This is a genomic window from Natrialbaceae archaeon AArc-T1-2, assembly GCF_030273315.1.
Classification (GTDB): Archaea; Halobacteriota; Halobacteria; order Halobacteriales; family Natrialbaceae; genus Tc-Br11-E2g1.
Window position 1 is genome coordinate 729,623 of the sequence record NZ_CP127174.1, and the last position, 25,927, is coordinate 755,549.

Consider the following 25,927-nt stretch of genomic DNA (forward strand, 5'->3'; position numbering starts at 1 on the left):
CCTGCCGTGACGTCGACCAGTTACGACTCCGTTTACGGGGACCCGTCTCGGGCTGGCGACGGCGACGAGACGTCGATTCTGTTTATCTCTACGCTACCGCTCCGAAACGAACCAGTGTAATTATATTCGTCGGGGTTCCCCTGTCACGTGGTCTCGAGTCGTCTCACGGTCGGCTCCCGCTCGATGTCGCCGTCTGGTGGCGATCTGGAACCGTACTCGAGACGCGAAACCCATGAACTTCGAACCGACACAGGAACGGCAGTTGATCCGACAGACGGCCGCGGACGTCGCCGAGGAGTTCGGCCCCGAACACTGGCGCGAGAAAGAACGGGACGGCGAGTTCTCCGAGGCGTTCTGGGACGAACTCGCCGAGGCGGGCTTTCATGGTCTCTTGATCCCCGAGGCGTACGGCGGTGCCGACATGGGAATGCAGGAGATGGGTCTGGCGATGGAGACGCTCTGTGCCGAGGGGTGTGGCATGGCCGGCACCTGGTATCTCGTGCTTACGGCAGGAATGGCCGCCGTCGGCATCCGCGAGTACGGGACGGACGACCAGAAAGAGCGGTACCTGTCCGACATCGCCGACGGGAAGCGTAACTTCTCGATCGGGATCACCGAGCCCGAAGCAGGAACGAACACGTTGAACGTCGCCACCACGGCCGAGCGGGAGGGTGACGAGTACGTCCTCGACGGACAGAAAGCCTGGATCACGTTCGCCGACCGTGCAGAGAACATGATCGTCGTCACCCGGACGACGCCACGCGAGGCGGTCGACCGGGGTACCGACGGCATCAGCCTCTTTATCGTCGAGATGGACGACCCGAACGTCGACGTCTCGCCAATTCCGAAACACGGCATCAACTACTCGAAGTCGTGTGAGGTCTTCATGGAGGACGTTCGTGTCCCCGCAGAGAACCTGCTGGGCGAGGAGGACGACGGCTGGTGGGTGCTCGTCGACATGTTAAACCCCGAACGAATCGGCTTCGCCGCCGCCGGGACGGGAATCGGCAAGCTCGCCGCGAACATGGCCATCGAGTACGCCACCGACCGCGAGGTCTTCGGCGCACCGATCGGCTCCCATCAGGGGGTCTCGTTCCCGATCACGAAAGCGTACGCACGAATGGAGACGGCCACGCTCATGCGCGAGAAGGCCGCCTGGCTCTACGACCAGGGCCAGCAGTGTGGCTACGAAACGAACGTTGCGAAAGCGACCGCTGTGTCGGCCGGCATCGAGGCCGTCAAACACTCGATGCAGGCGTTCGGAGGGTGGGGTTACGCGGAGGAGTACGACGTCGAACGATGGTGGCGCGAAATAACCCTCACCCGGCTCGCGCCGGTCTCCCAGCAGATGGCCTACAACCACATCGCCCAGGAACTCGGCTTCCCGAAGTCCTACTGAACCATGTTCGGCTGGTCCCGATGACACCATGAGAGTGAGACTCAACGAAGCGACGACCGACGAAGAGGCACAGGCGATCGCGACGGCACTCGCCACCCGGTACGGCGAGGACGTCGAACTCTATGCCGACGGGAACGACGAGCCGGTCGCGACCGCGAGCCCAGCGGATGACGCCGGCAAGGTCGACGACGAGATCGAGCGGACCGAACGCGAAGCGCAGTTGAGAGCGGAGATCGAAGAGATCCTCGAGGGTGGTCCCGAGAAGTACCGAAAACGGCTCGACGAGCACGGCAAACTGTTCGTCCGGGACCGCCTCGAGCTCTGGTTCGGGGCGGACGGCTTGCAGTTCGAGGACGGGAAGTTCGCCAACTTCGATTCGTGGCATCCCGACGGGCAAGACGGCGAGGCCGACTCCGGGAACCGGCTTCCTGCCGACGGGCTCATCACCGGAGCCGCCGAGTTCGAGGGACGAACGATGCACTTCATGGCCAACGACTTCACCGTCAAAGCGGGCTCGATGGCCGAACGCGGCGTCGAGAAGTTCCTCCGGATGCAACGGCGCGCACTGAAAAGCGGCCGGCCGGTGCTGTACCTGATGGATTCGTCGGGCGGACGGATCGACCAGCAGACGGGCTTTTTCGCCAATCGTGAGGGGATCGGGAAGTACTACTACAACCACTCGATGCTGTCGGGACGGGTCCCACAGATATGCGTGCTGTACGGCCCCTGTATCGCCGGTGCGGCCTACACGCCCGTCTTCGCCGACTTCACGATTATGGTCCGGAACATGTCCGCGATGGCCATCGCCTCTCCGCGGATGGTCGAGATGGTCACCGGCGAGGAGATCGACCTCGAGGATCTGGGCGGACCGGACGTCCACGCCCGCCACTCCGGCAGTGCGGACCTGATCGCGGAGGACGAAGAACACGCCCGCGAGCTCGTCGCGAAACTCATCGGCTACCTGCCGGACAACGCAGACGAGACGCCGCCGCGGACGGAGGGTAGTGAGCCGGCGCGCGATCCGGACGGTATCGACGGGGTAATTCCACAGGAGCCGAACCGGGGGTACGACGTGTTCGACGTCATCGAGCGGATCGTCGACGCCGATTCCGTCCTCGAACTACGCCCCGAGTTCGGCACGGAGATCGTCACGGCGTTCGCCCGAATCGACGGCCGCCCGATCGGCATCGTCGCCAACCAGCCCGCCAAGCGCGCGGGTGCGATCTTTCCCGACGCCGCCGAGAAAGCCGCCCAGTTCATCTGGACCTGTGACGCCTACGAGATCCCGCTTCTGTACCTGTGTGATACGCCCGGCTTCATGGCCGGCTCGCAGGTCGAGAAAGACGGTATTTTAGAGCAGGGAAAGAAGATGATCTACGCGACCTCGAGTGCGACCGTGCCGACGCAGTCGGTCGTCGTCCGGAAGGCCTACGGCGCGGGCATCTACGCGATGGCCGGTCCAGCCTACGACCCAGAAAGCGTCATCGCCCTTCCCTCGGGCGAGATTGCTATCATGGGTCCCGAAGCGGCGATCAACGCCGTCTACGCGAACGAGCTCGCAGCGATCGACGACGAGGACGAACGCGCACGAAGAGAACGGGAGCTACGCGAGGAGTACCGCGAGGACATCGACGTCCACCGGATGGCGAGCGAGGTCGTCATCGACGAGATCGTCCCTCCGTCGACGCTACGCGAGGAACTCGGGGCTCGCTTTGCGTTCTACGAGACGGTGGAGAAAGACCTGCCCGAGAAGAAACACGGCACCATCCTGTAACCATGACCGGTCAGTACTACGAGGAGTTTACGGTCGGAGAGACGATCGAACACGAACGCAGACGAACGATCAGCGAGAGCGACAATCAGCGATTCTGTGACATGACGATGAATCAGCAGCCGCTACATCTCGACGAGACGATCGCTGCCGACACCGAGTTCGGAAAGCGGCTGGTCAACGGCATCTACACGATGGCACTCGCCGTCGGCATCTCGATTCCGGAGACGACGGACGGTACGATCGTCGCGAATCTCTCCTACGACGATGTCGAACACCCCGAACCCGTCTTCCACGGCGATACGATCCGGGTCCAGTCGACGGTGACGGACAAACGGGAAACGACAGACGGCGACCGCGGCGTCGTGACGATGCACGTCGAGGTCTTCAAGGTAAACGATCCCGACGAACCACTTGTCTGTGAGTTCGACCGGACTGTTCTCTCGTTGAAACGTCGAGCGTCGAGCGAGTGAGACCGCTCGCCGGTCTCGTTCGACGGCTCCGCCGGGTGCCCGTGTCGGTCATCGACGCTCGGCGCTACAGACGAGGACAGGACGGTCGGTTCCGAGAACGACGTCCTGGGTGACGCTCCCGAAGATGGCCTTGCCCGTCGGCGATCGCTTCCGTCCGGCGACGGCGATCATCTCGGCGTCGTGGTCGTCCGCCGTGTCGATCAACTCGGGCGCTGCGTCGCCGCTTGTCCCTTCGAGTGTCACCTCGACGCCGTGGTCTTCGAGGATCTCGCGCGCTCGCCGGACCGAGGCCACCTGTTCGACGTCCGCATCGTCGGGGTTCTCGTCGAAAACGTGAACCAGAATCGCTTCGAGGTCGTCCGTCCCGGGGATCGTCACGATTCCCTCCGCGAGCGCCCGAGCCCGATTCGTGTCAGCGTCGGTTCCTGCGACGATAGTCGCCATACAAGGTGAACGGCTCCGTCGTGAATAGGTGTGTCGGCACCCACACCAGTCGCGCCTGGCTTTCGAAGTCGACCGCTGACTCGGACGGTCGGTCGGTACGCCCGGTGTGTCATGCTGTCGGCTGCACGTCGTGTCCGATTCTCGCCGCGACGAGGTGACGAGGATCTTCAGTGACAGTCGATACCATCAGGAGTAATCGACGTTCACCTGCACGACGTTTGCCCCACGCTGTACCGCGGTAGCGATCTCCTCGAGTCGATCATCGTCGACCCGGTGTGACGGGCTACAGACGCAGACGGCGGCCCGAACCTCGTCGTTTCGATCGAGAATCGGTGCCGCGATACACGTCATCCCCGACATCCGTTCACCTCGATCGACCGCGTACCCGCGTTCGCGGATCCGTACGACGTGGTCGTACAGCGTCTCCCGGTCGGTGATCGTGTTCTCCGTCAGCTGCTCGAGACCGTATCGATCGATGATTCCGTCGAGGCGGTCCCGTGGTAGGTGTGCGAGAATGGCCTTCCCAGCTGCGATCGTGTGAAGCGGCATCCGAACGCCGCGAAACGAGTCGAGATCGATCGCCTCGGCGCCAGTCTCGAGGTCGACCACTACGCCCAGTCCGTTCTCTTCTATCATGAGAGAGACGTGCTCGCCCGTCTCAGCGGCGAGTTTCGGGAGCGTCGACTCCGCAGCGCGGACGACCGTCATGCGCTGTCGCCGTCGCTCGCCGACCTCGAGAAAGCGTGTCCCGGGTCGGTAGACGGTGCCGGTGCGGACGACGAACCCGGTTTCGGTGAGCGTGTGGAGGTAGTTGTGGGCGGTGCTGACCGGAATGTCGAGTTCCGACGCCAGCTCCGACGCCGTCTGGCCCCCGTTGTGCGACAGCGACTCGACGATCTCGAACGCGTTGGCCACGGATTGGATGGTTCCGTCGTCGCTCATAATCCGTGTTACACATAGTCCAACATGATAGTTTCGGACATACGGGAACGACGGCAGATCGATATCGTACCGATACCCCCCATATGACGACCGAATAGCCGATGGCACTGTACCGGTTCATCGATTTTCACGATGCCGAAAAAATTCGCTGGTGTGTGCAGCGGGTACGGACGTCGCGTGCCGATATTCGGCGAATATTGCACCGTTATCATCCATACTCCGGAAACCACGTCGTCGCGATCGGTCACGATGACGGTTCGCTCGAGACGTACAGCCCCCGTTTCAGCAATGTCGAAACTCGTGTTACGGACGTATACGTGTAAGCCAGCCGAATGGCTCGTTGCAAGCGGAGAGTACTGGAAGCAGATTGCAATATCGAGGTCTACGAAACGCGAATACACTGGCAGCAGCTTTCCGTTACTGTTACACGGATACGCGTGTAACAGGAATGAAAGTAATTAAGGCAGTTCAGGCTCAAACCAGTAGCAATGAGTAAACAGCGAACGACTGGAGTAGAGCTTCGAGTGCAAAATATTGGCGGCATCGATTCGACGTCGGTCACGTTCGACTCTGGAATAACCGTTCTCTCCGGCCGGAACGCAACGAACCGGACGTCCCTGTTGAAGGCGACGATGGCTGCGCTTGGCAGCGACGAAACGGCACTGAAAAGTGACGCAGACCGGGGCGAGGTAGAACTCGCGCTCGACGGCGAAACGTACACCAGGACGCTAGCTCGACAGGGAACGACCATCCGAACGGACGGCGATCCCTACCTCGAGGACCCCGAACTCGCAGATCTATTCGCGTTCTTGCTCGAATCGAACGAGGCTCGCCAGGCGGTCGCCCGCGGCGACGACCTCCGCGAGATCATCATGCGTCCCGTCGACACGGACGAGATTCAGGCCCGTATCACCCAGATCCAGGCCGAACGACGCGACCTCGAGGACGAACTCGACGCGATCGACGAGCAAGCCGACCGCCTGCCTAGACTCGAAGAGCAACGGACCGAGCTGCAATCGGAAATCGAGTCGACGCGTTCCCAGCTCGAGGAACTGGAAGCGGAGATCGAGGAGTCAGACGTCGACGAGACGGCGACGGAGCAAGACGACGAACTCGAGGCGACGCTTGCGGAGTTGCGCTCGACGCGTGAATCGCTCGAGGACGTCCGGTACGAACTCGAGACCGAACGCGAGAGCCTCTCGTCGCTTGAGGACGAACTCGAAGGTCTCGAGGTCGACGACGTCGATCCCGACGAGATCGAAGAGGAACTCGAGTGGCTTCGAAGCCAACTCGACCGGCTGCGCTCTCGAAAGGGTGATCTCGACGCGCGACTCGACGACTTACAGAGCATCATCAGGTTCAACGAGGAGACACTCGAGGACCGCGATCCCGACGTTTCGCTCTCGGACGAGAGCGGGTCCGTCACGGAACAGCTCGCCGCCGATCGGACCGTCACCTGCTGGACCTGCGGGACGGACGTCGAGCGCGACCAGATCGAGTCGACGATCGGCCAGCTTCGCGAGCTGCGCCAGGATCTGCTGGGTGATCGCAAGGAGATCCAGGCCGAGATCAACGAACACAGCGACCGACGACGGGAGCTTCAGTCGACGCTCGACGAGCGCGAGCGGACGATCAACCGCCGGGAGTCGCTGCAGTCAGAGAGAGAAACCCGCCAGGACCGCATCGACGACCTCGAGGAGCAAGCGACGGAGCTCGAGGCGACGATCGACGAACTCGAAGCGGAAGTCGATACGCTCGACACCGACGACCGCAGCGAGGTCGTCGACAAACACAAGCAAGCGAACGAACTCGAGTTCCAACTGGGCCGGAGTCAACAACGGCTCGAGTCCGTCGAAGAGAAGATCGAGACGATCGAGAAACGGCTCGAGGACCGCGAATCGATGACCGACCGCGTTGACGAGATCAACGACGAACTCGAGTCGCTTCGTACGCGCGTCGAGGACATCGAACGCGAGGCAGTCGAACAGTTCAACTATCACATGGACGAGTTGGTCGACGTCCTCGGATACTCGAACATCGAACGGATCTGGATCGAGCGGCTCAAACAGGAGGGAAGACGAGGAACGCCGGAGTCGTCGTTCGAACTCCACGTCGTTCGGGCGACCGACGACGGGACGACCTACGAGGACGTCGTCGACAACTTGAGCGAGAGCGAACGGGAGATCACCGGATTGGTATTTGCGCTCGCCGGCTACCTGGTCCACGACGTCTACGAGACGGTTCCGTTCATGCTGCTCGACTCGCTCGAGGCGATCGACGCCGAACGAATCGCGACGCTGCTCGAGTACCTCGCCGACTACGCCGAGTACCTGGTCGTCGCCTTGCTTACCGAGGACGCTCAGGCCGTCGACGAGAGACACCAGCGCATCGAGACGATCTAGTACCTTCCAAGCGTCGATTACAGCCGTGGACCGTCACTAGCGGTATCGACGCCCGATCCGGTACGATCGACGTCCGATCTGACGCGTTGGTATGCGAACGAGCCAGACGATTTCGCTCTCGTCGGATCTCTCGACCCACTCGTCGAACCAGCCTCGGTTTCACTTCGACCATATCTACCTTCTCAAAATAATACTTTGTAAACAGACATGTGTGAAACATCTCATATTTATACAGACCAAATCGGTATTTGATACGAGAGTCAAAAGTTGACAAGTGAGACTCTCTATCCCCCAATGATCCTACATTCGATCGTCGGTTTCGCTTCGACAGCTACTCGGAAGTCGTTCGCAATGCTGCCAGATCTATCAGTCGTCGACGGCTCGGGGACCGCTCGCCTGCTGTACGATGCGACGGCACAGTCCGTGAACCGTCACGGCCTCGTTGTATCCAATCAGAATTAGCATATGAATAAATACAATTTAGATGTGAAGACACTTCTGTGATATTATTCTCGAGACGGCAAGCGCTGTCGCCGGAGTCGATCGTACGTGGTCGTGGCCGACGGTCTGACGGCTGGGCCGGCGTGAGAGTCGGAAACGACCACCAATATTTATAACATGTCGGCTAATACGGTAAATGGCCGCAGGAACGACACACCACGCGGCGACCGATCGCACTAGCGATCCAGGGAAACGCAGGGACACGGCATGCCGTGTCGTTTTTTGGCCGGGCGACGGACAGCGGTCCGTAGCGGGAGTCGATCGCCGACTGGCGCGAGGTCGTCGTCGTGACGGCACACGGGCGATTCCCGAGCGTATTTCGACAACCGTTTTAGGGCGTACCTGCTTGGGTCGAATAGATGGGTAACTGTATCATCTGCGGCAAGCCCGTCGATGGCTTGGTCTGTGCGACCCACGAGGAGGACGTCGTCTTCGAGTTCGACGGCGACGACCCCTCGCAGCTTACCCCCGACCGGTACTATCGGGGGGTCGTCGACGGATACGCCGACTTCGGCGTCTTCGTCGACCTGGGCGACCACGTCACCGGGCTGTTGCACCGAAGCGAACTCGACCGCCGGCTCGAGAGTTTAGACTGGGAGCCCGGCGACACCGTCTACGTACAGGTACTGGACGTCAGAGACAACGGCAACGTCGACCTCGGCTGGTCGATCCGTCAGGACGACCGCGAGTTCCGCGGGACGTTGATCGACGCCCCCGACGGCGAGTACCGTCTGGACGACGTCGAGGGAGAGGAAGACGAATACGAGACAGACGAGTCGACGCCAGCGGAATCGCCCGCCGACGAACCGGCTCCCGACGAGTCGGCCACCACCACGAACGGTGGGGATACGACGCCGGCCGAAGAGGGAGAGAGCGAGCCCGCCACGCCGACGATGGAGATCGAAGAGCCCGAGCCGCCGCTCAAACGAACGACGATCGACGCCCTCGCCGAGCAGGTCGGCTCCGTCGTCCGCCTCGAGGGCGAGATCACCGGCGCACGCCAGACCAGCGGACCGACGGTGTTCGAACTCAGCGACGAGACCGCCACCGTCGAGTGTGCCGCCTTCGAGGAGGCCGGCGTTCGCGCGTATCCGGCCGTCGAGGTCGGCGACGTCGTCCGTCTCGAGGGCGAGGTCGAACGCCACCAGGGCGATCTGCAGGTCGAGACCGAAACCCTCGAAATCCTCGAGGACGAGGATCGAGAGGACGTCCGGGCTCGACTCGAGGACGCCATCGAACAGCAAGCCCGCCCCGAGCGCGTCGAACCACTCGCCGGCCACGACGCCATCGTCGCGATCGAAGACGAACTCGTCGAGGCGGCGACCGCGATCCGCCGGGCCGTCACGGAGGCCCGTCCGATCGTGGTTCGTCACACTGCCACTGCCGACGGCTACGTCGCCGGCGCGGCACTCGAGCGAGCCGTCCTGCCGCTGATCCGTGAGAAACACACCCGCGACGACGCCGAGTACCACTACTTCGAACGGCGACCGCTCGACGGACAGGTCTACGACATGGACGCCGCCACCGACGACGTCACCTCGATGCTCGAGGCCCGCGACCGTCACGGCGAACAGCTGCCGCTCGTCGTTCTCGTCGACGCCGGTTCGACCGTCGAGTCGGCGGACGGCTACGACCTGCTCGAGGTCTACGGCGCGGATCGACTGGTGATCGACGACAGCCACGCCGACGAGGCGATCCTCGAAGACGTCTCGCTCGCGGTCAATCCGACGCTTGCCGACGCCGGCGACGTGACCACCACGGCGGTGGCCGTCAACGTCGCCGTCCACGTCAACGACGAGGTGTACGAGGATCTCGGCCACCTCCCCGCCGTCAGCTACTGGGAGGACACGCCCGAGGTCTACGCCGAGCTCGCGGCCGAGGCCGGCTACGACGAGACCGACATCTCCGAACGCCGCGAGGCCGTCGCGCTCGAGGCGTACTACCAGTCTTACAAGGACAAACGCGAGCTGATCGCGGACCTGCTGTTCGACGACGCCGGCGACCTCGCGTCCCACGTCTCCGGGCAGTTCCGTGACAAACTCGAGACCGAACTCGAGACGGCCCGAGAGAACTTGGAGACGGAGTCGGTCGGTGACGTCACCGTCGCGGTGCTTGACACCGAGGCGTTTACACACCGGTTCGACTTCCCGCCGACGGATCTGTTGCTCGACGAGTTACACCGTCGCGACCGCGAGGGCGACCGGTTCGTCACCCTCGGACTCGACGAAGACGAACTCCACGTTCGTTCGACCACGTCGGTCGACGTCCGCGAACTCGGCGAGACGATCGCCGAGACGACTCCCGACGCCGGCGTCCGCGTCGTCGGCGGTCACGACGGCTACATCGAGTTCCTCGCGGGCGAACGCGACGCGGTTCGGGAAGCCGCACTCGAGGCGCTCGGCGAGACGCTCGCGTAGACGTAGAGTCGGGTCCATTCTCCGGTCGCCGATGGCTCAGTGGCGAGTCCGACACGCTTATTCACGAACGGCGACGAAACACCGATAGTGAGTACCGAGTCGTCTGATCCGACCGAGACCGAAGCGTTCGAGAAGGTCTGTGAGACGCTCGTCGAGCGCATTCTGGCGGGTGAGATCGAACGCGACGAGGTCGAAAAAGCCAAACTCGAGGCCTGTTCGGAACACTCGGCACCGAAGGTACCGAAGAACTCGGAATTGCTGGACTACGCGCCCAAGGAGTACCGCGAGGACTTAGAGGCGGTGCTCCAGCGCAAACCCGTTCGTACGGCCTCGGGCGTCTCGCCGGTCGCGATCATGACCTCGCCAGAGCGCTGTCCCCACGGGAAGTGTCTGTACTGCCCCGGCGGCCCCGATTCGGAGTTTTCCTCCTCGCAGAGCTACACCGGCGAGGAACCCGCCGCCGCTCGCGGCGTCCAGAACGATTACGATCCGTACGGGCAGGTGACCCTGCGCTTAGAGCAACTCCGTGAGATCGGCCACCCGGTCGACAAGGTCGAACTCATCCTGATGGGCGGGACGATGACCGCCCGTTCTCACGACTACCAGGAGTGGTTCGTCAAGCGGGCCTTAGAGGCGATGAACGACTACGACGTCGAGAAAGCGCCCGAGCCCGCCGAAGGAGTCAGCTTCGCCCAGGACCCCGAGGAGTACGAGTTCAAATACCTCGAGGACGTTATCGCCGAAAACGAGCGGGGCGACGTTCGCAACATCGGGACGACCTTCGAGACGAAACCCGACTGGTGTGATCCCGAGCAGATCGACCGGATGCTTGAGCTGGGCGGGACGAAAGTCGAGGTCGGCGTCCAGACGACCTACGAGCGGATAAACCGCGAGATGCACCGCGGCCACGGCGTCGCCGAGTCGATCGATGCCAATCACCGGCTTCGCGACGCCGCGTTCAAGGTCGGCTTTCACATGATGCCGGGCCAGCCCGGGATGTCGACGGAGATGTGTCTCGAGGACTTCCGGCGGCTGTTCGAACACGAGCAGTGGAAACCCGACTACCTCAAGATCTACCCCACCCTCGTCGTCCGCGGGACGGCGACGTACGACTGGTGGTACAGAGACGAGTACGACCCCCTCGACAACGAGGAGGCCGCTGAACTGATCGCCGAGATCAAGGAGATGATTCCCCGTTATACGCGTCTTCAGCGCGTCCAGCGGGACATCCCCGCCGACTTCATCGACGCTGGCGTCTGGAAGTCGAACCTCCGCCAGCTCGCCCGAAAGCGAATGGACGAACACGGCTGGAACTGTGAGTGTATCCGCTGTCGTGAGGTCGGGATGAACGACGCCGAGCCAGAGACGGTCGAACTCGACGTGATGGAGTACGAGGCCTGTGGCGGTACCGAACAGTTCATCTCGTTCGAAGACTTCGAGACGGACCTGCTCGTGGGCTTCTGTCGGCTGCGTTTTCCGAACGAGCCGGTACGACCCGAACTCGAGAACGCCGCCTTGGTCCGCGAACTACACGTCTACGGCTCGGAAGTCACCATGGGCGACGAGAGCGAGAGCGGCCAGCACCAGCATCAGGGGTACGGTCGTCAGCTGATGGAACGCGCCGAGGAACTCGCCGCCGACGCCGGCTACGACAAACTCAGCGTGATCTCGGGGATCGGTGCCCGGGAGTACTACCGCGAGAAACTCGGCTATCACCAGGACGGGCCGTACGTGAGCAAACGGCTTTGAGGACTGCCGTCGAAGGCCGTTGTCCCCTCGAACCCCGACCCTCGCGTCGGGTCGAGTGGACGTGACGGAAACCGCTATTACGCAGTCGGCCGAACGACGACGACAACCCGTTGCCAGCATGTCTCGAGTACTCGTCCCGTACGACGGAAGCGAGCTCTCGACGGCGGCACTCGAGTTCGCACTCGAGGACGCAGTCGAGACGGACGCGACCGTCGTCGCTCTGTACGTCGTGGAACCGTTTCCGGACCACACCGACGCCGCCCTGACCGACAGGGAAGGAAAGTGGCAAGACCGGGTCGAAGAGCGTGCCGAGGCGGTGTTCGAGGTGATCCGAACGGTCGCGGACGAGACCGTCGACGACGACGTCGACCTCGAGATGGAGTGGCGCTACGGGAGTCCACGGTACAAGATCATCGACGCGCTCGAGGGCGAGGACGTCGACCAGGTCGTGATGGGGAGTCACGGCCGCGACGGGATCGAACGGCTCATTCTGGGAAGCGTCGCCGAGCACGTCATGCGTCGTGCGGACGTCCCGGTCACCGTGGTCCGGTGATCGATCGACCGCACGCCGTTCGTGACTCCCGGATCCAGCAGCTATTTGCCCCTCGAGCGGTCCCAGTTCGGGTATGGATCCGGCGTGTGGCCCGCCCGAAGAGATGGCCGAGAAACGCGACGAGCTGACGCCGATGATGCGCCAGTATCACGACCTCTGTGCGCGTTATGACGACGCGATCGTCCTCTTTCAGGTCGGGGACTTCTATGAAACCTTCTGTGGTGCGGCCGAACGCACCGCTCGCCTGCTCGAACTCACCCTCACGAGTCGCGAGGACTCGACGGGCGAGTACCCGATGACGGGGATCCCGATCGACAACGCCGAGTCCTACATCGAGGGGCTGCTCGAGGCGGGGTATCGCGTCGCGGTCGCGGACCAGGTTCAGGATCCAGCGGAGACGACGGGCGTCGTCGACCGTGCCGTGACGCGGGTGATCACGCCCGGGACGCTCACGGAGGACGAACTGCTCGCGAGCGACGACAACAACTTCGTGGCGGCGGTCGCCCGCGACGGGGACGAGCTCGGACTCGCCGTGCTCGACGTCTCCACCGGCGACTTCCTCGCGACGAGTGCGACCGACGCGAGGACGATCGTCGACGAACTCAGCCGGTTCGATCCCGCCGAGGCACTCCTGGGACCGGACGTCTCGAGCGAGCTGTTGCCCGATGACGTCGTGGTGTCGCCGTACGACCAGACCGCGTTCGATCGCGAGCTGGCCGACGAGTACGTCACGGCCTACCTCGGCGATTCTGACGCGACCCTCGCGAGCGCGGTCGAGCGTCGTGTCTGTGGCGCGTTGCTCGCCTACGCGGAGTACGCTCGCGGCGGCGTCAGCGAGGACGAACCGGCCGACGCGGGCGAACGCGATCCGTCCGACGCCGACGGTCCGACGGAAGACAGCCGCCTCGAGTACATCACCCACCTCCGGCGGTACGATCCCCGGGAGTACCTGCTGCTCGATTCGGTCGCCGTCGACAGTCTCGAGCTGTTCGAACCCCGCACCGTCCGGGGGACCGAGGAGGCGACGCTCGTCGGCGTCCTCGACGAGACGGCAAGCGCACTCGGCGGACGCACACTCAGAGACTGGCTCCGTCGGCCGCTGCTCGAGCCCGACGCGATCGAAGCCAGACTCGACGCCGTCGCCGAGTTGACGACTGCAGTCCGGACTCGCGAGGAGCTTCACGAACTGTTGTGTGAGGTCTACGACCTCGAGCGCCTCATCGGCCGGATCTCCCGCGAGCGGGCGAACGCCCGCGATCTCAGATCGCTGCAGGATACCCTCGCCGTCGTCCCCGACGTCCGCGAACTGCTCACAGACGCCGAGAGCGACCGTCTCGAGCAGCTTCACGCCGAGCTCGACCCCCTCGACGACGTCCGGGAGCTGATCGACCGGGCGGTCGTCGAGAATCCGCCGATGGAGATCACCGACGGTGGGGTGATCGCGGAGGGGTACGACGACAACCTGGACGCGCTTCGGGAGACCGCCCGCGAGGGCAAACGCTGGATCGACGACCTCGAGGAACGCGAACGCGAGCGAACCGGCATCGACTCGCTGAAGGTCGGCCACAACTCCGTTCACGGCTACTACATCGAGGTGACGAACCCGAACCTCGAGGCGGTCCCCGAGAACTACGAGCGCCGACAGACGCTGAAAAACTCAGAACGGTTCGTCACGCCCGAGCTCAAAGCGCGGGAGGACGAGATCGTCAGCGCGGAGGGACGAGCCGACGAGTACGAGTACGAGCTGTTTCGGGAGGTCCGGAGCGACGTCGCCGACGAGGTTGAACGCGTCCAGGCGCTGGCCGAGGCGCTTTCGGCGCTCGATGCGTTCGTCTCGCTCGCGACGGTCGCTGCCCGGTACGACTACTGTCGTCCCGAGATCCGTGAACACGGGGACGGCGGCCTCGGCCTCGAGATCGACATCGAAGACGGTCGCCACCCCGTCGTCGAGCGCACCCAGTCCTCGTTCGTCCCGAACGGTGCCGCCTTCGCGCCCGACCGCCGACTCGCCATCATCACGGGTCCGAACATGTCCGGGAAGTCGACGTACATGCGCCAGGTCGCGTTGATCGTCCTCCTCGCCCAGGTCGGCAGTTTCGTTCCGGCGCGTGCGGCGTCGATCACGCCCGTCGACCGGATCTTCACCCGCGTCGGGGCCAGCGACGACATCGCCGGCGGACGCTCGACGTTCATGGTCGAGATGGACGAGCTCGCGACCATCCTCGAGGAAGCCGACGAGCGGTCACTCGTCGTGCTCGACGAGGTCGGCCGTGGCACCTCGACGGCCGACGGCATGGCGATCGCGGGCGCGATGGCCGAACACCTCCACGACGAGGTGGGGGCGACGACGCTGTTTGCCACCCACCACCACCCCCTGACCGAACTCGCCGACGACCTCGAGGCCGCCGTCCGGCTGCACTTCGCGGCGAGCCAGGACGACGGCGAGGTCGTCTTCAGCCACGTACTCGAGCCCGGCGCGGCCGACGGCTCCTACGGCATCGAGGTGGCGACGGCCGCCGGCGTCCCCGGACCGGTTCTCGAGCGCGCTCGAGAGCTCGTCGCCGATCACGCCGACGACGATCCCGAAACGGCCCTGGCAACGTCGGTAGCGGCCTCCGACGGCGGCTCGCCTACCTCTCACTCGGGCGAACTCGACGATCTCGCGGCCGTCGCGAGCGAACTCCGCGAACTCGAACTCGCCCACATGACGCCCGTCGAAGCGATGACCGCGCTCGATCGGCTGAAACGGCTGCTCGAGGAGTGACAACGACGGCTATGCGTCGTTACTCCATGTAGCCGAGTCCCTTCAGCCGATCCTCGACGTCCGAGAAGTCGTCGTCGACGTCGTCGCCTCCCGTCGCGCGCGAGACGTCGGCGCGTTCGACGCCGGTGGTCGCCGGGGGCGAGCCGTCACGGAACGCGTCGAACAGCACGCGCCCGTCGGCGTTCGAGGGGACAGGTTCGCCGATGCCGTGTAACAGCGTGGGGGCGACGTCGACGACGCGAGCGCTCCGGAGGTCGCTGCCGGGTTCGATCGCAGGCCCCCGACAGAGCACGACGCCTTCGCTTCGGTGACTCGCAGTGTACGTTCCCGTCTCGCCGAACGGCTCGTCGGTGAGGGCGGTCCGGATCTCGCGGGCGCCGCGACCGTTGACGACCAGATCCGGCGAGCCGTCGTCGGTCGGAAACAGCTCGTCGCCGTCGAAGACACACAGCGCCTGCTCGCCCGTTTCCGGATCGACGACGGACTCGAGCAGGTCGGTAAGCTCCCGTTTGATCCGTGGCACCTGCTCGGGTGGAACGATCCCGCGCTCGAAGCGGTCGACGTCGTTGACGTACAGCGAACCCGCTCCGTGGACGAACGCCGTCGTCTCCTCGTAGTCGACGTCGTAGAGCTCGTGATCGCCCGGTAGCTGGCTGGCGACGGAGTCGACGAACTCCCGTGGCAGCATCGAGACGAGTTGTTCTTCGGAGATGCCAACCGCGTTCAACACGCGCCTGACGGCGTCCCGCGAGACGCCGAGACTCGCGAGCGCGCCACGGGTTCCGTCCTCGTCGCGACGTGTCAGGTAGCCCTCACGCTCGAGGATCCGGTTGACGTAGACGAGTCGCTCGAGCGGACCGAAGCCGTGGTCGGAGACGACGTAGAGGTCGGCGTCGTGGTCGTCGGCGTAGGCGATAGCGTCGCCGACGATCTCGTCGAGCTGGCGGTAGTGTGCACGGAGCGTCGTCTCGTCCCAGATCAGGTGCTGGAGGCGATCGGGTGCGGTGAACACGAAGAAACACAGCTGCCAGTCGTCGGTCCGGTCCATCAGCAATTGCATGAGTTCGCGTCGGTTCGCGAGTAGCTCGTCGATCGCGACCTGAAACTCCTCGAGGCGGTCGGCGTACTCGGGGTACTCGAGGCTGATCTGGTAGTCGGGAATCTGCCGCTCGATCTCGTCGGCGAACGCCGGCGGGTGGGTAAACTCCGCGTCCGTCGACGGCGTCATCATTCCGGCGACGACGGTCCCGTCGATCTCGGTCGGCGGATACGTCATCGGCACGTTTCCGACCAGCGCGGGCGAGAGCTGTTCCCACAGTGGTGGCTGCGTACAGTCCCGACTGGTGTGCATTCGGTGGGTGTAATCCGAAGCGAGATTCTGGAAGCCGTAAATCCCGTGTTTATCCGGCCAGACACCGGTCGCGATCGACGGCCAGGCAAGCGGCGTCGTCGGCGGCCGCGTGCTCTCGAGCGGGCCGGCGGCACCCTCCTCGCGCAGCCGCGCGAAGTTGGGCAACTCGCCCGCGTCGGTCCATCGCTCGATGAATCGCCACGGTACGCCGTCGATTCCGAGTACGAACGCTCGGTCGGACGAATAGGTAGATCCACTCATGATTGCCGTCGAGTCAGGGAGGCGTCTCGCACGCCTGCTGTCGAGGGCGTCGTGAGGTGACCGCTTTGTTATGGATCGACTTTGGGGCCGAAATCGTCACGAACAGCGGACACTCCGTCGGTGCTGTCGGTCGGATCGCCGGGACGGTTCGGATCGACTGACGGCGACCGACCGTCCGTTCGGAGGCGAACGGACGGAAAAGCCATCCATAACAAAACCGTCGGTCGGGAAACGACACAGCACGCATGTCAACCGATGACGGGAGGGGTATCCCATGGGAAGTGTAGTGGTCTCGCTGGATGCCGAACTCGGCTGGGGGTTTCACGATCTCGCGGATCCGCCGACCGACCGCATCGAGAACGCACGCCGAGGGTGGCAGACGCTGCTCGAGCTGTTCGAGCGGTTCGAGGTGCCGGCGACCTGGGCCGTCGTCGGTCACCTCATGCTCGAGACGTGCAACGGTGAACACGCCGACCACCCGGCACCGGACGGCTGGTTCGAACGCGAACGAACGAGCTGGCGCGACCGCGAAGATCTGCGATTCGGTCCCGACCTCGTCCGGGCAGTGCTCGCATCGGACGTCGAACACGAACTTGGCTGTCACTCCTTCTCGCACGTCCTCTTCGGCGAGGCAGACACCTCGAGCGACCTCGCTCGCGCCGAACTCAGACGCTGTCACGAGCTCGCCGCCGAGTGGGGCCTCGAGCTCGAGTCGTTCGTCTATCCGCGAAACGACGTCGGTCACCGCGAAGCACTTTCGGAGGCAGGGATCAGGGCGTACCGAGGGTCGACACCGACGCCCGAGGGCGTTCGTGGCGTACTCGGAACGCTCGCCGGCCAGTCGTTGCTGGTCGAGCCCCACGTCGACGAGTACGGACTCGTGAACGTACCGGCGTCGACGTTTCTGTTCGGGTTCGAGGGACCGATCCGGACCGTCGCGGAGTCCGTCTGGGAGGATCCGATGGTGGCGACGGCGCGTCGGGGCATCGACCAGGCGACGGCAAACGACGGCGTCTATCACCTGTGGCTCCACCCGAACAACCTCGTCGACGACCGCGACCGCGAGCGCATGCGTGCGGTTCTCGCGTACCTCGCCCGACGGCGGGACGAGACCGATCTCACGGTCGAGACGATGGGCGAGGTGGCTCGCCGGGTCCAGAACGACTCGAGCGTTGACGGTGGATCTCCCGTCCGTCGACCCGTCTCGCGGTGAAGCGAGCCCGACGTCGGCACTCGGACCGCGTAGCGGTCGATCTCAGACCGATCGATCGTCAGTTTCCGATCGGCGTCACGTTTCGCATCTCGCCCCCGCAGCGCGGACAGGTGCTGAAAAGCGCGTTCGTCGACGTCTCCCGGCGTCGACACTGGAGACACTCGTACTCGATCTCCTGGTGTGCGCCCATAGGTAACTGTTACCAACGTAGTGTGTTAACTCTTTGCACAATCGCAGGGGTTGCGGTAGTAACCGCGGACTCGCCCGCGGACGCGTTCCAACGACGGCCGTGAGTCGGTACCGGTGCGATCGAGACGGTTCGCGGTTGTACGCGAATACAGTCGTATCAGGCGTGGTCCTCGAGGAACGCCTCGATGCGAGCCAGCGCCTCCCGGAGGTCGGCAAGCCCCGTCGCATAGGACACCCGGAGGTGGCCGGCGCCGCCGTCGCCGAAGACGTCACCAGGGACGGCCGCGACGCCCTGTTCGTGCAGCAGGTCCTCGGCGAACTCCGATGCGGTCCAGCCCTCGGGTACCTCGGGGAAGACGTAGAAGGCGCCTTTGGCCTCGAAACAGGGCATGCCGATCTCGGAAAAGCGCGAGAGAACGAACCGGCGGCGACGGTCGTACTGGGAGACCATCTCCTCGACGTCGTCGTCACAGGAGGCAAGCGCCTCGAGGGCGGCGTGCTGGGCGGTCGTCGGCGCAGAAAGCATGCCGTACTGGTGGATGCGGTTCATCGCGGCGATCGCGTCGGCGGGGGCGAGCGCATAGCCCAGCCGCAGGCCGGTCATCGCGTAGGCCTTCGAGAAGCCGTTGAAGACGACGGTGCGTTCGCGCATCCCCTCGAACGTCGCGATCGAGGTGTGTTCGCCCTCGTAGGTGAGTTCGGCGTAGATCTCGTCGGAAAAGACCGTCAGGTCGTGCTCGCGGGCGAAGTCGGCGATCGGCTCGAGGTCGTCTTCGGGCATGATCGCACCCGTCGGGTTGTTCGGATAACAGAGCACGAGCGCGTCGGCCTCGGCCGCGCCGGCGTCGGCGAGGGCGTCGACGGTGAGCCGAAAGTCGTCTTCCTCGAACGTCGGCACCGGCAGCGCCTCGCCGCCGGCGAAGATGACGCCGGGCTCGTAGGAGATGTACGACGGCTGGGCGATCGCGACGGTGTCGCCGGGATCGACGAACGCCCGGAACGCCAGGTCGACGGCCTCGCTCGCGCCCGCGGTGACGAGGATCTCCTCGTCGGGGTCATAGCCCAGATCGAATCGGTCGGCGACGTACTCTGCGATCGCCTCCCGGAGCTCGCGCATGCCACGGTTCGCGGTGTAGGAGGTCTTGCCCTGCTCGAGAGAGGTGATCGCAGCGTCGCGGGCGGCCCACGGCGTCGCGAAGTCGGGTTCGCCGACGCCCAGCGAGATAACGTCGTCGCGTTCTTCGGCAATCTCGAAGAAGCGACGGATACCCGACGGCGGAACCGCCTGGACACGCTCGGACGGCTCGAGCGTCATGGCGAGATCGAGAGCCGGTCGTCGTCGTCGCCGTCGCCGAGTTCGACCCCGCTTTCCTTGTAGGAGGTCATTATGTAGTGGGTGACCGTCTGTGTGATCTCGGGCACCGGCGCGACCTTCTCGCTTATGAACTGGGAGACCTCGCGGATCGAGTCGCCCTCGACTTCCATGTCGAAGTCGTAATCGCCGCTGACCAGCCGGAGCGCACGGACCTGCGGGAACCGGGCGAGCCGTTCTGCGATGTCGCCGTAGCTCGTCTCGCGGTCGAGTTTCACGTTGAGTTCGACCTCCGCGCGGACGCGCTCGTCCTCGAGTTTGTCCCAGTCGACGACGGCCCGGTACCCCCGGATGACGCCTGCCGACTCGAGTTCCTCGATCACTGCCTCGACCTCGTCTTCCTCGAGGTCGGTCATCCGCGCGATGTCCGCGACGTCGTATCGCGCGTTCTCCCGAAGCAACTCGAGCACCTCGCGTTGGCTCATATCCTGCCCCAGCGCGAGCGCAACCAAAAGGATTTCCTCACGAGCAACACTCACACATTTGATACATCCGTCACGCGGCGGGTGTCGACAGTAGACGAGCGGCTCCGACCGCCGGCTCAGGGCGCAAGCGCCTCGATCGTCGTCCGGACCTCCTCGGACGAAGCGCCGCGAGGGAAACTCACCGCGATCGCGTCGAGGCCGTCGACCGCCTCGAACCGCGCCAGTTGCTCGCGTGCCCGGTCGGGCGTGCCGGCGGCCCCGAGTTCGTCCAGCAACTCGGCGGCGAGGGCGCTCGCCCGCTGGCGGTCGCCGCTTCCCCACGCCGTCGCGATCTCGGTCGCGACGTCCTCGTACCCTTGTCTGGCCAGCGACTCGCGGTAGTACGTTCCCATCGCACCCACGTAGAAGGCGACGTGTCCGGCGACGAGTTCGCGGGCGCGCTCGCCGTCCTCGAGGGCACACGCCGTGACCGACAGCGTCGTTCGCACGTCGTCGGGATCGCGATCGCCGAGCGTTGCACCGCGACGGAGGTCCTCGAGTCGGTCCCGGAGCCCGTCGGGCGTGAAGACGGTGGCGTGCCAGCCGTCGGCGAATCGGCCGGCGAGTTCGACCGCCGTCGGTCCCATTCCCGCGACGTCGATCGGGACGGGTTCGTCGGGGGGATCACACCGCAACCGGAAGCCACCGAGCGTGAAGAGCTCGCCGTTGTAGTCGACGGTCTCGCCGCTCATGACCGCCCGCATGACCTCGAGACACTCGCGGGTGCGACGCAGTGGGCGGTCGAAGTCGTCCCCGTGCCAGCCCTCGATCACGGCGGGGCCGCTGGGGCCGATGCCGACGCGCAGGCGTCCGTCGGCGATCTCTTGCAGCGTGGTCGCAGTCTGGGCGAGCAACGCCGGCGAGCGCGAGTAGACGTTACAGATGCTCGGCCCGAGGCCGATCTCGTCGGTTTCGGTGGCCACGCGCGTCAGGACGGAGACGGCGTCACGACCCCAGGTCTCGGGGAGCCAGACGCGCTCGTAGCCACAGTCTTCGCCACGGACGGCGTACTCGAGAAGCGTCTCGACGCGTGGCTGTGCGGCGACGGGGAGGTGAAGCGTTCTGTCTGTCATGATCGAGGTGGGGAGCCGGCCGCCGAACCCGCAGTTCCGGCTCGAAACGCACAGTCGGGGTGGACGGGAAAAGAGGTTCGGACTGCCCCTTTCAGACGAACTGGCGCTCGAATCGACTCACGCTCTCGTCGGTGCCGGCCAGTACGAGTTCGTCCTCGACCACGAGCTCGAGCGTGTCGGGATCGAACTCCGTACGCACCTCGTCATCTCTGACGATGGCGAGAACGGTCGCGCCGGTCTCGTTGCGGACGTCGGCGTCGACGATCGTTCGTCCCGCCAGTTCGCCGGCGGGCGTCGTCACCACCCGGATCTGCTTGTCGAACCCGAGCGCTGCCTCGTCTTCGAAGACAGTCGCGGCCAGCATGCGGCCGCTGACCGTCGCCAGCGACTGGACGTCATCTGCGCCCGCCCGGTAGAGTTTTGCCACGTCCTCCTCCTGGACCGCCCGGACGAAGACGTCGACGTCCGGGTTCAGATCCCGGACGATCAGCGTGGTGAAGATCGCAGTCGTGTCGTCGCCGACGGTGACGATCACCGCGTCGGCGTCCTCGACGCCGGCTTCCTGTAACGTCTCGGGATCGCGGGCGTCTCCGACCACGTCCACGCCCGGCCGGTCCTCGACGTCGAGAACGGTCACCGCCGAACTCGTGTCGGCGAACGCCTCGACGGCTGCTGCCCCCGACTCGCCGTAGCCGGCGATCAGCACCTCCCGAGGCGACAGCTCGCGAACCGTCGACAGCGCCGTCGATCGGAGATCGTCGACGCCGTCCGGATCGCCGGCGGCGAGCAGTCGGGTGCCGGCGTCTAGCTCGAGGTCGGGACCGACCGGACTCACGAACTCGCCGTCGAGCCAGGCGCCGACGACCGTCACTCCGAACCGGTCCTGGAGGCGACACTCGGCGACGGACCGGCCACAGAGCTCACATCTGCCCGTGATGGAGACCTCGACTAGCTCGAGGTCCTCGCCGAGTTCGACGCGTTCGTCGGCCGCGGTCGTCACGGCCGTCGGCACCCGTTCCGCGAGGCTCTGACCGAGTAGCTGGCGTGGTGAGAGCACCTCGTCGGCACCCGCGATCCGATGATAGGCGGCCAGCTCTTCGTCCTCGACGACCGTGACAATCCGGACGTCCCCGTCGACTTCCCTGGCCGAGAGCACGATGCTCGCGTTCTCGTCGTCCGCCGCGTCCGCGACGACCGCCGTCGCCCGTTCGGTCCCTGCCCGCTCGAGGACGTCGACGGATTCGGGGTCGCCGTGGACGACGTCGATCCCGGACTCGTAAAGCTCGGTCGCCGTCTCATCGTCGGATTCGACGACGACGAACTCGTAGTCTCGAGATGCCAGCTCCGTCGTGAACGCCTCGGTCCGGGGCGTGTAACCACAGACCACGACGTGGTTCTCGACGGCGACCGCTTCGGTCGGCGGCGACGCCTCGAAGGCAGCCCGGATCAGCGGAACGGCGAATGCCTGTATCGCCGCCACGATCAGCCCGATCCCGGCCAGTTGCATCGCGATCACCAGCACGTTCATCTGGAACGTCTCCCAGGGGGCGTCCTGGCCGTACCCCGTCGTCGTGAAACTCTGGAAGACGACCTCGAGAGAGCGAATCAACGACTGGGGACGCCCCTCCCAGATCGCCATACCGAGATTGTACGCGACCGTAAAGACCGCCGTCGTCAGCGCGACCAGCGCGAGGTAGTTGAGAGTACGACGGGACCGCCACAGCGCCATGCGTGTTGCCACGTGTGTCCGGATGTAGAAGCTGTTGGTCGGACTCTCATCGCTGGTCGCCGTGGCGGTCTCGTCGGCCAGCGCTCGATCGACGGCGGGAGAAAGCGTCAGGGGGACCGATTGACCGGCGAACTCGAGCGTTCGTTCTCGAGACCAGCCCGCTGTCGGGGTATCGCCCTAGAAGAGCGCGTCGAGCTCGCCGCCCGTGTCCACCAGGGCGGCGGTTTCGTCCCGACTTCGCGCGCGGATGTCCTCGGTCGTCTCCTTGGCCTCGATGGCGACCTGCTGGAGCTGGTCGACCCGTTCGACGTCGGTGACGCCCGAGAGGAGGACGATCGACTTGACCTCGTCGTGGCCGGGAAGCGGGTAGTCCCCGCCCCGGACCTCCATACTGCTCGTTTCCTCCTCGAGCCACGTCCGACCGCGTTCGATGCCTTTCCGGTTCAGCTCGTTCGGCGGACCGGCAGCGACGACCAGCGCACGGCTGGTACTCGAGACGTTACAGGGAAGCGTGAGCCGTCCGAGCGTCGCCTTCCGGACGAGACTCGTCATCCGATTCGTCTCGGTGACCTCCTGTTTGTTCGAGGTGTCGTCGCTGCCGAACCGCGAGAGCAAGCCGCCGCTTTGCTCGACCGTCTCGGTCGCGTAGCCGACGGTAGAGATGCCCCCACCCTCGAGCGTGTTGATGATCTCGGAGGAGTCGACGATGCTCTCGGCGACGTGATCTTGCGAATCGACCTCGCCGGCCGCGAACAGGCGACCGAACCGTTCGACGATCTCCTGGTTGATCCGATCGTAGCCCGATCCAACCGATTCGCCGTTGCGTCGCCAGACGTCGTTGTCGAAGACGAGCAGGTTGTCGACTTCGCGGACGAACGTCTGGAACGAGCGCGCGGCGTTTAACGTGTAGATGCTTCCCTCGTCGGTTCCGGGGAGGATACCGAGTCCGTACACCGGTTCCGAGTAGATCCGTTTCAGGTGCTTCGCGAGGACGGGTGCGCCGCCCGAGCCGGTGCCACCGCCCATCCCGGCGACGATGAGAAACGCGTCGAGTTCGTGAACCGGCACCGCGTCGACCGCGTTCTGGATCTCGTCGATGTCCGCCTCGGCGATCTCCGCGCCGAGTTCGTTGTCCGCGCCGACGCCGTGACCTTTCACGCGTGCGCCGCCGATCAACACCTGTTTTTCCTGCGGGACGTGTTCGAGCCCCTGTAGATCGACGCTCGCGGAGTTGACCGCGATCGCATCGCCGACGAAGCCACCGTCGATCGCCTCGTCGTACTCGATGAACGCGTCGACGACCTTTCCGCCTGCCTGACCGAAGCCGATGAGTGCGAGTTTCATGGGTTCTCACGTGTACCGCGTCCCTTTCCCCGCCGCGTCGTCGCCCCACGACGGCTCATCTGCCGGGGTCCGGGAACGGATACCACGTCCGGTCACAACTCGATCAGAGCCATTGTTATGCCCCAGTTAGTGACTGTCATGGGACCCATACTTTCACGTTAACTGATCACTGTCTGTTCCTAACAGGTGGCTACTGTATCGGAGCCCGACGGCGGATCCGCAAAAACCGGGGCCGTTCAGAACGTTTACGTGATGGGGACGCGGACGTCTCGCGTATGGAAGCGGAGACCGATCACGACTCGGCGGCCGACGTCGGACACGACCTCGAGGCCGACAGAACCACAGCACCGATGAGCGAGTATACGGTCCGTGACGTCGCCGTCGGCGTGGTGATCATGGCCATCGGACTGGCAGTCGCGTTCGGCGTTCCGGTACTGATCGGGATCTAAGGAACGGGAGACGTGAGAAAGGCTAGAAGACGTACTCGTCGTCGTGTCCCATCATTCCGTCGTCTTCGAACCCCGGTTCCTCTTCGTCCTGTGGCCCGCTGGTCTTGTACGCTTTGATGCCAGTCGAGAGAAGCTCTTCGACGGCTTCCTCCCGATTGACGAACTCGCCTCGCTCGACCATCTGGGCGATCTGCATCTCGAGATGTTCCGGTATGGTGATCTCTACTTTCGGCATCTGGTTCGGCTTTCGGTGAGGGGGTATTTAAGTTTGACGGGGATAATACCCGGCCGGGAAAGAAAAACTTCAGAATGTAAAAGAGCATTCGCCGATTCCCGCTAAATTGTTCGAGGGAAACGGCCGGTTCGGAGGTCAGAACGAACTCCCTGGTCGGTAAGGCGAATATCCGATCGGATTCGTCTCCCCGTCGCATGCGCCATCGCGAACAGGCGCTATCGGTTGCTACCGGTTACCCATCATCGAATCGATCGCGTTCTTGAGCGTCGTCCCCGGCCGTGTGAGCGTCTCGAGTTGCTGGCGCATCTTTCGCTGGTTGATGTAACTCGCGAACGCGAGGATCGTCGGCGGCCAGAGTCCGACGAACAGCCCGCGCTGTTTCTCGCCCCGGATGAAAAAGTAGTACCACGAGAGGCCGACCGACGCCGCCGACACGAGAAGGGCAGGGCCAAACGCCTGTTCGCTTACTTCCTGTGCAGCCTCTCCGGACACGTCTCGTTCCGCTAGCTGTTGTCTACTCGCCATACACGACGGCAGTCGGCAAGCGCACACTTCGTTATAGCGAGGGTATCAACTGACGCCGGCGCTGCCGATCGATCGATAGACCGTTACGCTCGGTTTCGAGGCGCATCCCGTCCCTGGAACTGGAGGTTTATCTGACGGCGATCGTGGAAGTCGTCGCATCATACGGATTGCTGTACCGATGTCCCGGTGCAACCGCAGAACGGTCGCTGTTTCGCCGGGACAGACGGACAACGGCCCGTATCAGAACACTTCCGCGTCGGGTGGACTCGTGATGGGGCAAAGGGTAGGTGGTGAAACGAGTATCCCG

At 64.3% G+C, this 25,927-nt stretch carries 21 protein-coding genes; 10 read left to right on the forward strand and 11 right to left on the reverse strand.

Going from position 1 to position 25,927, the window contains the following annotated elements; translation table 11 throughout:
* The first annotated feature begins 232 nt into the window (after window positions 1-232).
* From QQ977_RS03695 to QQ977_RS03705, 3 genes are read left to right on the forward strand one after another with little or no spacing between them, the layout of a single operon-like run.
* On the forward strand, window positions 233-1,399 hold the full coding sequence (locus QQ977_RS03695) for an acyl-CoA dehydrogenase family protein (protein ID WP_285927601.1): 1,167 nt from the start codon (window positions 233-235) through the stop codon (window positions 1,397-1,399).
* Window positions 1,400-1,427: 28 nt separating this feature from the next.
* The gene (locus QQ977_RS03700; protein ID WP_285927602.1) at window positions 1,428-3,173 is read left to right on the forward strand and encodes an acyl-CoA carboxylase subunit beta; all 1,746 of its coding nucleotides are present in this window, start codon (window positions 1,428-1,430) and stop codon (window positions 3,171-3,173) included.
* Between the two features lie 2 nt (window positions 3,174-3,175).
* Window positions 3,176-3,643: a MaoC family dehydratase gene (locus QQ977_RS03705; protein WP_285927604.1), complete on the forward strand. Its 468-nt coding sequence runs from the start codon at window positions 3,176-3,178 to the stop codon at window positions 3,641-3,643.
* A gap of 48 nt (window positions 3,644-3,691) precedes the next feature.
* Here the strand turns inward: QQ977_RS03705 and QQ977_RS03710 are convergent, their stop codons facing one another.
* Window positions 3,692-4,087, reverse strand: a complete 396-nt coding sequence (locus tag QQ977_RS03710; RefSeq protein WP_285927605.1) for a universal stress protein — start codon at window positions 4,085-4,087, stop codon at window positions 3,692-3,694.
* A 186-nt stretch (window positions 4,088-4,273) separates the two neighbouring features.
* The gene (locus tag QQ977_RS03715; protein WP_285927606.1) at window positions 4,274-5,029 is read right to left on the reverse strand and encodes an IclR family transcriptional regulator; all 756 of its coding nucleotides are present in this window, start codon (window positions 5,027-5,029) and stop codon (window positions 4,274-4,276) included.
* Window positions 5,030-5,517: 488 nt separating this feature from the next.
* Between QQ977_RS03715 and QQ977_RS03720 the strand changes: the two genes are divergently transcribed.
* The 5 genes from QQ977_RS03720 to mutS all read left to right on the forward strand — a co-directional run bounded on the left by QQ977_RS03720 (window position 5,518) and on the right by mutS (window position 15,415).
* Complete coding sequence (locus tag QQ977_RS03720; protein WP_285927607.1) at window positions 5,518-7,431, forward strand: archaea-specific SMC-related protein; 1,914 nt, start codon at window positions 5,518-5,520, stop codon at window positions 7,429-7,431.
* An 860-nt stretch (window positions 7,432-8,291) separates the two neighbouring features.
* Entirely contained in the window at window positions 8,292-10,349 is a 2,058-nt protein-coding gene (locus QQ977_RS03725; RefSeq protein ID WP_285927608.1) for a DHH family phosphoesterase, read from the forward strand.
* A gap of 87 nt (window positions 10,350-10,436) precedes the next feature.
* On the forward strand, window positions 10,437-12,098 hold the full coding sequence (locus QQ977_RS03730) for a tRNA uridine(34) 5-carboxymethylaminomethyl modification radical SAM/GNAT enzyme Elp3 (protein ID WP_285927609.1): 1,662 nt from the start codon (window positions 10,437-10,439) through the stop codon (window positions 12,096-12,098).
* A gap of 118 nt (window positions 12,099-12,216) precedes the next feature.
* A complete protein-coding gene (locus tag QQ977_RS03735; protein WP_285927610.1) occupies window positions 12,217-12,651 on the forward strand; it encodes a universal stress protein in 435 nt (144 codons plus the stop codon).
* 73 nt (window positions 12,652-12,724) lie between these two features.
* Window positions 12,725-15,415, forward strand: coding sequence for a DNA mismatch repair protein MutS (mutS, locus tag QQ977_RS03740; RefSeq protein ID WP_285927611.1), 2,691 nt, complete (start codon window positions 12,725-12,727; stop codon window positions 15,413-15,415).
* A gap of 19 nt (window positions 15,416-15,434) precedes the next feature.
* On the opposite strand, the gene QQ977_RS03745 is transcribed toward mutS, so the two are convergent.
* Complete coding sequence (locus QQ977_RS03745; protein WP_285927612.1) at window positions 15,435-17,027, reverse strand: alkaline phosphatase family protein; 1,593 nt, start codon at window positions 17,025-17,027, stop codon at window positions 15,435-15,437.
* Window positions 17,028-17,301: 274 nt separating this feature from the next.
* Here QQ977_RS03745 and QQ977_RS03750 point away from each other — a divergent pair, with 274 nt between their 5' ends.
* Window positions 17,302-18,240 (forward strand): polysaccharide deacetylase family protein, encoded by a 939-nt coding sequence (locus QQ977_RS03750; RefSeq protein ID WP_285927613.1) that lies wholly within the window; start codon window positions 17,302-17,304, stop codon window positions 18,238-18,240.
* A gap of 58 nt (window positions 18,241-18,298) precedes the next feature.
* On the opposite strand, the gene QQ977_RS03755 is transcribed toward QQ977_RS03750, so the two are convergent.
* The 6 genes from QQ977_RS03755 to QQ977_RS03780 all read right to left on the reverse strand — a co-directional run bounded on the left by QQ977_RS03755 (window position 18,299) and on the right by QQ977_RS03780 (window position 24,411).
* On the reverse strand, window positions 18,299-18,430 hold the full coding sequence (locus tag QQ977_RS03755; protein ID WP_285927614.1) for a rubrerythrin-like domain-containing protein: 132 nt from the start codon (window positions 18,428-18,430) through the stop codon (window positions 18,299-18,301).
* Window positions 18,431-18,586: 156 nt separating this feature from the next.
* A complete protein-coding gene (locus tag QQ977_RS03760; RefSeq protein WP_285927615.1) occupies window positions 18,587-19,744 on the reverse strand; it encodes an aminotransferase class I/II-fold pyridoxal phosphate-dependent enzyme in 1,158 nt (385 codons plus the stop codon).
* Entirely contained in the window at window positions 19,741-20,226 is a 486-nt protein-coding gene (locus tag QQ977_RS03765) for an Lrp/AsnC family transcriptional regulator (protein WP_285927616.1), read from the reverse strand. Before QQ977_RS03765 ends, QQ977_RS03760 begins: the two co-directional genes overlap by 4 nt.
* A gap of 116 nt (window positions 20,227-20,342) precedes the next feature.
* Window positions 20,343-21,338 carry a TIGR04024 family LLM class F420-dependent oxidoreductase gene (locus QQ977_RS03770; RefSeq protein WP_285927617.1) on the reverse strand — a complete coding sequence of 332 codons (996 nt, stop codon included), beginning with the start codon at window positions 21,336-21,338 and terminating at the stop codon, window positions 20,343-20,345.
* A gap of 91 nt (window positions 21,339-21,429) precedes the next feature.
* Window positions 21,430-23,067 (reverse strand): potassium channel family protein, encoded by a 1,638-nt coding sequence (locus tag QQ977_RS03775; protein WP_285927618.1) that lies wholly within the window; start codon window positions 23,065-23,067, stop codon window positions 21,430-21,432.
* A gap of 177 nt (window positions 23,068-23,244) precedes the next feature.
* Complete coding sequence (locus QQ977_RS03780; RefSeq protein WP_285927619.1) at window positions 23,245-24,411, reverse strand: tubulin/FtsZ family protein; 1,167 nt, start codon at window positions 24,409-24,411, stop codon at window positions 23,245-23,247.
* Between the two features lie 275 nt (window positions 24,412-24,686).
* Here QQ977_RS03780 and QQ977_RS03785 point away from each other — a divergent pair, with 275 nt between their 5' ends.
* Window positions 24,687-24,860: a DUF7550 family protein gene (locus tag QQ977_RS03785; RefSeq protein WP_285927620.1), complete on the forward strand. Its 174-nt coding sequence runs from the start codon at window positions 24,687-24,689 to the stop codon at window positions 24,858-24,860.
* A 22-nt stretch (window positions 24,861-24,882) separates the two neighbouring features.
* Here QQ977_RS03785 and QQ977_RS03790 read toward each other — a convergent pair whose 3' ends face one another.
* Together QQ977_RS03790 and QQ977_RS03795 are read right to left on the reverse strand one after the other, a co-directional pair.
* Window positions 24,883-25,095, reverse strand: a complete 213-nt coding sequence (locus tag QQ977_RS03790) for a DUF7120 family protein (protein WP_285927621.1) — start codon at window positions 25,093-25,095, stop codon at window positions 24,883-24,885.
* Window positions 25,096-25,320: 225 nt separating this feature from the next.
* The gene (locus QQ977_RS03795) at window positions 25,321-25,620 is read right to left on the reverse strand and encodes a hypothetical protein (protein ID WP_285927622.1); all 300 of its coding nucleotides are present in this window, start codon (window positions 25,618-25,620) and stop codon (window positions 25,321-25,323) included.
* Window positions 25,621-25,927 lie beyond the last annotated feature (307 nt).